General features: G+C 70.9%; 6 protein-coding genes. 4 read left to right on the top strand and 2 right to left on the bottom strand.

Features of this window, described 5'->3' with window-relative positions; genetic code table 11:
• Positions 1-248 precede the first annotated feature (248 nt).
• Positions 249-629, top strand: coding sequence for a DUF1090 domain-containing protein (locus AC07YS_RS26740; protein WP_487850390.1), 381 nt, complete (start codon positions 249-251; stop codon positions 627-629).
• A gap of 14 nt (positions 630-643) precedes the next feature.
• Complete coding sequence (locus tag AC07YS_RS26735; protein WP_062470280.1) at positions 644-1,354, top strand: Crp/Fnr family transcriptional regulator; 711 nt, start codon at positions 644-646, stop codon at positions 1,352-1,354.
• Positions 1,355-1,393: 39 nt separating this feature from the next.
• On the opposite strand, the gene AC07YS_RS26730 is transcribed toward AC07YS_RS26735, so the two are convergent.
• Positions 1,394-3,208 carry an NAD(P)-binding domain-containing protein gene (locus AC07YS_RS26730; RefSeq protein ID WP_495269879.1) on the bottom strand — a complete coding sequence of 605 codons (1,815 nt, stop codon included), beginning with the start codon at positions 3,206-3,208 and terminating at the stop codon, positions 1,394-1,396.
• Between the two features lie 225 nt (positions 3,209-3,433).
• Between AC07YS_RS26730 and AC07YS_RS26725 the strand changes: the two genes are divergently transcribed.
• On the top strand, positions 3,434-4,081 hold the full coding sequence (locus tag AC07YS_RS26725; protein WP_495269878.1) for a TetR/AcrR family transcriptional regulator: 648 nt from the start codon (positions 3,434-3,436) through the stop codon (positions 4,079-4,081).
• Entirely contained in the window at positions 4,078-5,292 is a 1,215-nt protein-coding gene (locus tag AC07YS_RS26720; protein WP_495269877.1) for a glycosyltransferase, read from the top strand. Before AC07YS_RS26725 ends, AC07YS_RS26720 begins: the two co-directional genes overlap by 4 nt.
• Here the strand turns inward: AC07YS_RS26720 and AC07YS_RS26715 are convergent.
• Positions 5,289-7,241 (bottom strand): sigma-54-dependent Fis family transcriptional regulator, encoded by a 1,953-nt coding sequence (locus AC07YS_RS26715; RefSeq protein ID WP_495269876.1) that lies wholly within the window; start codon positions 7,239-7,241, stop codon positions 5,289-5,291. The genes AC07YS_RS26720 and AC07YS_RS26715 overlap by 4 nt on opposite strands.
• Positions 7,242-7,368 lie beyond the last annotated feature (127 nt).

Here is a 7,368-nt window from a genome sequence, read left to right as displayed (position 1 = left end):
GAGGTGGGGGTTCTGCGACTTGTGCGCCATGCCGCCGGTGGGGGCGATGGTCACGATCACTTTGCGCTTCGACATGCTCGGGGCTCCTGGGGTCGGTCGTTCGGTCAGTCAGTCAGTCAGGGGGGCGCGCCATTATTTTTTGTGATGCGTTCGTACTCAGTCATCGCGACGACATTCCGGGGCAGGGTTTACGCGGCGCCAGCCGCTAAAGTCGCCCCTGCGCCGTTGCGCACACAAGGAACCTCTCCATGAAATTTCTGCCCCTCGTGCTGGCCGCCGCGGCCGCGTTCACCACCCTCGGCGCCGCCGCGCAACCCGCGGGCCCCGCCACCTGCGACGCCAAGCGCGAGGCCATCGGCCGCGACATCGAGATGGCCAAGTCCAAGGGCCAGAAGCAGCGCGTGCGCGGGCTCGAGACGGCGCTGGCCGAAGTGAACCGCAATTGCACCGACGCCAAGCTGGCGGCCGAGCACCAGAAGCGCATCCGCGCCCAGGAGCGCAAGGTGGCCGAGCGCGAACGCGACCTGCGCGCGGCGCAGGAGAAGGGACGCGCCAGCAAGATCGCCGACCGCGAGAAGAAGCTGCACGAGGCGCAGGCCGAGCTGCAGCAGCTCAAGGGCGCGCAGTAAACAAAAAAGACAGCATGCCCTCGACCAAGCCGGCGATCCCCGCGGCCTCCCTGACCATTCCCCAGCTGCTGCAGGGCTCGGCCTGGTTTCCGCTGCTCGACGTGGGCGCGGGCGAGCGCGTGCTCGACGAGATGCGCGAGGTCGAGGTGGCCGCCGGCGCCGCGCTGTGCCGGCGCGGCGACACGCCGCTGCACTGGTACGGCACGCTCGAAGGGCTGCTCAAGTGGTCGATCACCTCCAGCGACGGCCGCTCGGTCACGCTGGGCGGGCTGTCGGTGGGCAGCTGGTTCGGCGAGGGCACGCTGCTGCGCGCCGTGCCGCGCTCGGCCGACATCATCGCGTTGCGGCCCAGCCGCGTGGCGCAACTGCCGCTGGAAACTTTCGAGTGGCTGCACCGCACGCAGCGCGGCTTCGATCACTTCCTGCTGCAGCAGATCAACGAGCGGCTGCACTGGTTCATGGGCAGCTACGCCGCGCACCGGCTGCTCGACGCCGACAGCCAGGTGGCGCGCGCGCTGGCCGGCCTGTTCCATCCCTGGCTGCACCCGGGCAGCGAGCCGCACCTGCAGACCTCGCAGGAAGAAATCGCCAACCTGTCGGGCGTGTCGCGCCAGCGCTGCAACGCGGCGCTCAACCGGCTGAAGGAGGCCGGGTTTCTGCACATCGAGTACGGCGGCATCACCGTGACCGACCTCGAAGGCTTGCGGCGCTTCATCCAGGAGTGAATGACTCCCTCTCCCCGAGGGGAGAGGAAACCGGGCCGCTCAGCGCTTGTGGTGCGACGCCGCCAGCTCGTACACCGGCGTGTCGATCCCTTCCATGCGCGCCTTCAGCTGCAGCGCCAAAAACTGCGAGTAGTGGCGCGACTGGTGCAGGTTGCCGCCGTGGAACCACAGCTGGGGCACCTGCGTCGGCTTCCACATGTTGCGCAGCTCGCCTTCCCACGGACCCGGGTCCTTCGGCGTGTCGGAGCCCAGGCCCCAGCACTTGCCGACCTTGTCGGCGATCTCGGGCGAGATCAGGTCGGCCAGCCAGCCGTTCATCGAGCCGTAGCCCGTGGCGTACACCAGCAGGTCGGCCGGCAGCTCGGTGCCGTCGGTGAGCGTGACCGAGCGCGCGTTCACGCGCTCGATGTTCACGCCGCTCTTGAGGTGAATGCTGCCGTTGGCCACCAGCTCCGAGGCGCCCACGTCGATGTAGTAGCCCGAGCCGCGCCGCAGGTACTTCATGAACAGGCCCGAGCCGTCCACGCCGAAGTCCAGCAGGAAGCCCGCCTTCTCCAGCCGCGCGTACAGGTCGGCGTCGCGCTTCTTCATCTCCTCGTACACCGGGATGTGGAAGGTGTGCATGATCTTGTAGGGCACCGAGGCAAAGATCAGGTCGCCCTTGTGATGGTCGATGCCGCTCTTCACCGCCTGCTCGGAGTACAGGCCGCCCAGCGCCAGCTCCATGAGCGACTGCGAGGGTGCGATGTGCGTGGACGAGCGCTGGACCATCGTCACGTCGGCGCCGTGCTCCCACAGCGCGGCGCAGATGTCGTGCGCCGAGTTGTTCGAGCCCAGCACCACGCACTTCTTGCCCGCGTAGGCCTCGGGCCCGGGGTGCTGGCTGGAGTGGTGCTGGTCGCCCAGGAAGTTCTCGGCGCCCGCCATCTTCGGCACGTTCGGGTAGCCCGACACGCCGAGCGCGAACACCAACTGCTTCGGGCGCAGCGTCACGGGCTTGCCCTCGCGCTCCACCTGCACCTCCCAGCGCTGCGTGGCCTCGTCGAAGCGCGCCTTGGTCGCGTTGGTGGAACTCCAGTAGTTGAGCTCCATGATCTTCGTGTACATCTCGAGCCAGTCGCCGATCTTGTCCTTGGGCGCGAACACCGGCCAGTCGTCGGGGAAGGGCATGTAGGGCAGGTGGTCGTACCAGACCGGGTCGTGCAGGCACAGCGACTTGTAGCGCTTGCGCCAGGAGTCGCCGGCCTTGGCGTTGCGCTCCACGATGATCGTCGGCACGCCCAGCCGCCGCAGCCGCGCCCCCAGCGCGATGCCGCCCTGGCCGCCGCCGATGATCACCACCTCGGGTTGCTCGGTGTAGCCCAGCGCGGCCTCTTCGTCGCGGCGCTTCTCAAGCCAGTTCTTGCGGCCCTTGTGCACGCCGTGCTCCGCGCCCTTGATGCGGTTGTCGCCGGTCTTTTCCTCGAAGCCCTTCAGCTCGGTCATGGTGGTGAGCAGCGTCCAGGCCTTGCCACCACCGTCATGTGAACGCAAGCGCAGGTGGCCGCGCCCGCGCGCCACGCGCGTCTCGAAGCCGAACCACGCATCGACCACGCCGTCGGCCTCGGTCGCCTCGCCTTCGAGCGCGAAGGCCGTGGGCTGCGTGTCGGCCAGGCGCGCCTGCAGCATCGCGCGGATGGCGCCCGCGCCTTCCTGCGTGCGGATGTTCCAGGTGAAGGCGACGAGGTCGCGCCAGTAGCTGTCGGCCTCGAACAGCGAGACGGCCGCATCGATGTCGCCGCGTGCGAGCGCGGCGGCGAAGTCGGCCAGCCATTGGGCGGCGGCCCGGGTGGGGCCGGTGGTCGGGTCTGTCATTGCATGTCTCCGTGTGTCGTTGAACGAATCGAATCGCGGCGCGGCAAGGCGCACGCGAAGGGCGTGGCGCAGCTTTCGTGCCGTGCGGAGGGCGACGAAGAATCAAGGGGTTGGCGGGGGTTTTGTCGCAGGCGGCTGTCGCTGTCTCACCGAGACTGAGACGATGCATGAGAATTTGAACGACGTATAAAATTGGACGACGTTCAAATTCAAGGGCCCAAAACCGTGACCGAACCAGAACTGCCAGGCCGCCGCGAGCGCCGCCGCACCCAGACGCTCGACCACGTCGCGTCCACCGCCATGCGCCTTTTCGAAACCCAGGGCTACGACGCGACGACCATGGAGCAGATCGCGCAGCAGTCCGACGTGGCCAAGGGCACGCTCTACAACCACTTCCCGACCAAGGAAGCGATCCTGGCGCACTGGGTGCACCTCGAACTCGTGGTCGATGCGCAGCGCCTGCACGAGGCCATCGACCCGAAGGCGGGCTTCACGGCGCAGCTCACCGGCCTGCTCGATGCGTCGGCCGAATGGTCCGAGCGCTACCGGGCCTACCTGCTGGACTACTTCCGCTTTCGCTTCCTCAACATCGAGAGCGAACTCGGCGGCGGCGACCGCAGCACGCCGCGCGACCTCTCGGGGCTGTTCGAAGCGCTCATCGCCGCCGCCCAGCAGGCCGGCACGCTGCGCACCGACGTCTCGGCCGCGCACCTCGCGAGCCTGCTGCACCACCTGTACTTCGGTGCGCTGATGCGCTGGCTCACGCTGCCGGGCCTCGTGCTGCGCGACGAGTTCGCGGTGGTGGTCGACCTCTTCGTCGGCGGCGCGCGCACGGCCCCGAAGCCACCCGCTGCAAGGAGGCGCGCCCCATGAAACTCGCCGTGCTCACCTACGGCACCGAGGGCGACGCCCGCCCGCTCGCTGCGCTGTGCCGCGCGCTGGACGATGCGGGCCATGCGTCGGTGCTGCTGGCGGACGCCACCACGCTCGGCGCGGCCGAACGGCTCGGCGTGCGCTCGCAGGCGCTGGCCGGCGACATCCGGCAGGCGCTCGGCGGCGTCATCGCGCAGGGCGACAAGCCGGCTGCCGCCGCCAAGGCGCTCGCGGACATCGCCAATGCCAACGCCACGCCCTGGCTGCGCCAGGCCGTCGAGGCCGCGCAGGGCTGCGACGCGATCGTCTGCGCGGGGCTCGCGGCCTTCGTGGGCCTGTCGGCGGCCGAGGCGCTGGGCGTGCCGGCCATCGGCGCGGGCATGTTCCCGCTCACGCCGACGGCCGCGTTCGCCTCGCCCTTCCTGCCGCCCGCCCGCGTGCCGCGCTTTTTGAACCGTGCGAGCCACCACCTCGTCAACGGGCTGCTCTGGCGCGCCTTCCGGCCGGCCGTGAATGCCGCGCGCGCCGAGGTCTGCGGCCTGCCGCCGCGCCGCCGCCTGTGGACCACGCACCCCGCGCTCTACGGCTATTCGCCGAGCCTGCTGCCGCGCCCCGCCGACTGGCCCGCCAACGCCGCCGTGTGCGGCCAGTGGCTCGCGCCCGCGCCCGACTGGCAGCCACCGGCGGCGCTGCGCGACTTCCTCGCGGCAGGTGAGGCGCCCGTCTACATCGGCTTCGGCAGCATGACGGGCTTCGACAAGGCACGGCTGCTCGCGGCCCTCGTCGACGGCATGGCCGGGCGGCGCGCGGTACTGCACCCCGGATGGAGCGGCCTCGAAGTGCAGCAGCTGCCGCCGAACTTCCACGTCATCGGCGACACCCCGCACGACTGGCTGTTTCCGCGGATGGCGCTGGTGGTGCACCACGGCGGCTCGGGCACCAGCCACTCGGCCGCGCGCGCGGGCGTGCCCTCGGTGGTCGTGCCCTTCGCGGGCGACCAGGCGTTCTGGGCGCACCACCTCGCGCAGGCGGGCGTGGCGCCGCCCGCTGTGGCGGGGGGGCGGTTCGGCGCCGACGACCTGGCGCGCGGCATCGCCTTCGCGCACGACCCGCAGGTGCGCGCGCGGGCCCGGGCACTGGGCGAACGCATGCGCGCGGAAGACGGCCTGGGCACGGCCGTGCGCGTGATCGCGCAGATCCTGAGGCGCTAGCCGCGCTGCGGCGCCACGATGCCGAAGCGCTTCATGTGGCGGTACGCGGTGGCGCGGCTGATACCGAGCGCCTGCGCGGCCCGCGCCACATGCCAGCGGTGGCGCTGCAACGCGTCGAGCAGGCGCGTGGCGTCGGCGGCGCTGTCTTCAGCGTCGACTGTGGAAGGCGCGGCGTCGCGGTGGTCGAGCGACGGACGATGCGGCGCCAGGCGCAGCTCCTCGGGCGTGATGCTCGCGCCCGTGCAGAGCGCCAGCGCCAGCCGCAGCACATTGCGCAACTCGCGCAGGTTGCCCGGCCAGTCGTGCGCCATCAGCCGCAGCATCGCCGCCTCCGACAGCCGCGCGGTCGCGCCCATCGCCGCGGCCTCTTCATGGAACATCGCCTCGATCAGGTAGCGCCGGTCGCGCCGTGCGCGCAGCGGCGGCAGCTTCAGCACCGCGCCGCACAGGCGGTAGTACAGGTCTTCGCGAAAGCGCCCGGCCGCGACCAGCGCCGACAGGTCGCGGTGCGTGGCCGCCACCACCGCAAGGTCCACGCGCTGCGGCGACTCCGCGCCCAGCGGCAGCACCTCGCCTTCGGACAGCACGCGCAGCAGCCGCGTCTGCAGTGCCATCGGCATGTCGCCGATCTCGTCGAGAAACAGCGTGCCGCGGTCGGCCTGCGCGATCAGCCCCTTCATGCCCTTGGCGCGACCGCCCGTGAAGCTGCCGGGCGTGTAGCCGAAGAGCTCGCTCTCGATCAGCGAATCGGGAATGGCCGCGCAGTTCACCGCCACGAAGGGCAGCGCCGCGCGCCGGCTCGCGCCGTGCAGCGCGCGCGCCAGCACCTCCTTGCCGCTGCCGGTCTCGCCCTCGACCAGCACATGGATGCCGCGGTCCACGAGCCGGCGCGCCTGCGCGATCAGCTGCTGCATCGCGGGGTCGTCGTCGCCCGCGATGCGCTCGAGCGGCGGCAGGCGGTCCGAAGGTTGGGGCGCCGGCGATGTGGACGCAGTGACCGGCGAGCGCCGCAGGCGCGGCGCGATCAGCGAGGCGTGGTACTCGCCGCCGCCGGGCAGCAGCACCGTGTGCGCAAACGGCAGGGCCGACGCGCCGCCGCTGCCCAGGCGCCAGATCGCGTCCATCGGCAGGTGCAGCAGCTCCGACACCGCACCGCCCAGCAGTGGTTGCTGCGGCCCCAAGAAGACCTCGCGCGCGCCCCCGTTGGCGCCCACCACCGTGCCGCCCTCGTCGAAGGCCAGCATCACCTCGCCCGCCACGTCGACCAGCCCGAAGGCACTGCCCAGCCGCAGTATCCAGTGGCCGCGAAAGTGCCGCAGGAAGTCGGCGTCCTCGATCATCCGCGCGTAGATCGACACCAGGTGCCGCACCAGGTGCTGGCTCTCGCGCGCCTCGGGCGAGCGCAGCGCCGACACGTCGAGGATGGCCGTGAGCTTGCCGCTGTGGTCGAACAGCGGCGCCGTCGTGCAGGTGAGCCCGATGTGGGTGGCATCGAAGTGCTCGGTCTGGTGGCAGGTCATCGGCTGGCGCTCGATGAGGCAGGTGCCCACGCCGCAGGTGCCGGCGTGCGCCTCGTTCCAGTCGGCGCCCAGGTACAGGCCGGCGCGGCGCAGCTGGTCGTCCCAGGCCGGGTTGCCGATGTAGTCGACCGTGATGCCCTCGGCGTCGGTCAGCAGCACCATGTAGCCCAGCTCGGCCACGCGGCGGTAGATGTCTTCCATGCCCGCGCGCGCGGCGCGCAGGAAGTGTTCGAGCTGCTGCTGGTGCACGCGCACCTCCTGCGCCGGCAGGATGCGCGCCGGCGTCGGCCGCGACGGATCGAGCCCGTGGTCGCGCACGCAGCGCGCCCACGACTTGTGCACCAGGCTCGCCGCCGGATCGGCCCGCAGCGCCGTGCCGGTGGCGATCGAATAGACGTTGTCGATGTGGCGCGATTGCAGGGACGTCATGCGCAGCCTCGTGCGTGGAGTGGGCGCGGCACGGGGAGGGGCTGCGCAGCCGGACATGATTCGGCTGTCGCGCTGTCGCAGGACAGAGGTGAAACCCGGTGGGCCGACTTGATCTGTCCGCTTATCG

This window comes from Variovorax sp. GW458-11-26-14-LB1 (assembly GCF_059423965.1).
This window is presented reverse-complemented; position numbering and strand designations above follow the sequence as displayed.

Bases quoted from the DNA above. Each gene is read 5' to 3' on its own strand.
- AC07YS_RS26715 (WP_495269876.1), bottom strand. From the start codon at position 7,241: ATGACGTCCCTGCAATCGCGCCACATCGACAACGTCTATTCGATCGCC.
- AC07YS_RS26735 (WP_062470280.1), top strand. From the start codon at position 644: ATGCCCTCGACCAAGCCGGCGATCCCCGCGGCCTCCCTGACCATTCCC.
- AC07YS_RS26740 (WP_487850390.1), top strand. From the start codon at position 249: ATGAAATTTCTGCCCCTCGTGCTGGCCGCCGCGGCCGCGTTCACCACC.
- AC07YS_RS26720 (WP_495269877.1), top strand. From the start codon at position 4,078: ATGAAACTCGCCGTGCTCACCTACGGCACCGAGGGCGACGCCCGCCCG.
- AC07YS_RS26730 (WP_495269879.1), bottom strand. From the start codon at position 3,208: ATGACAGACCCGACCACCGGCCCCACCCGGGCCGCCGCCCAATGGCTG.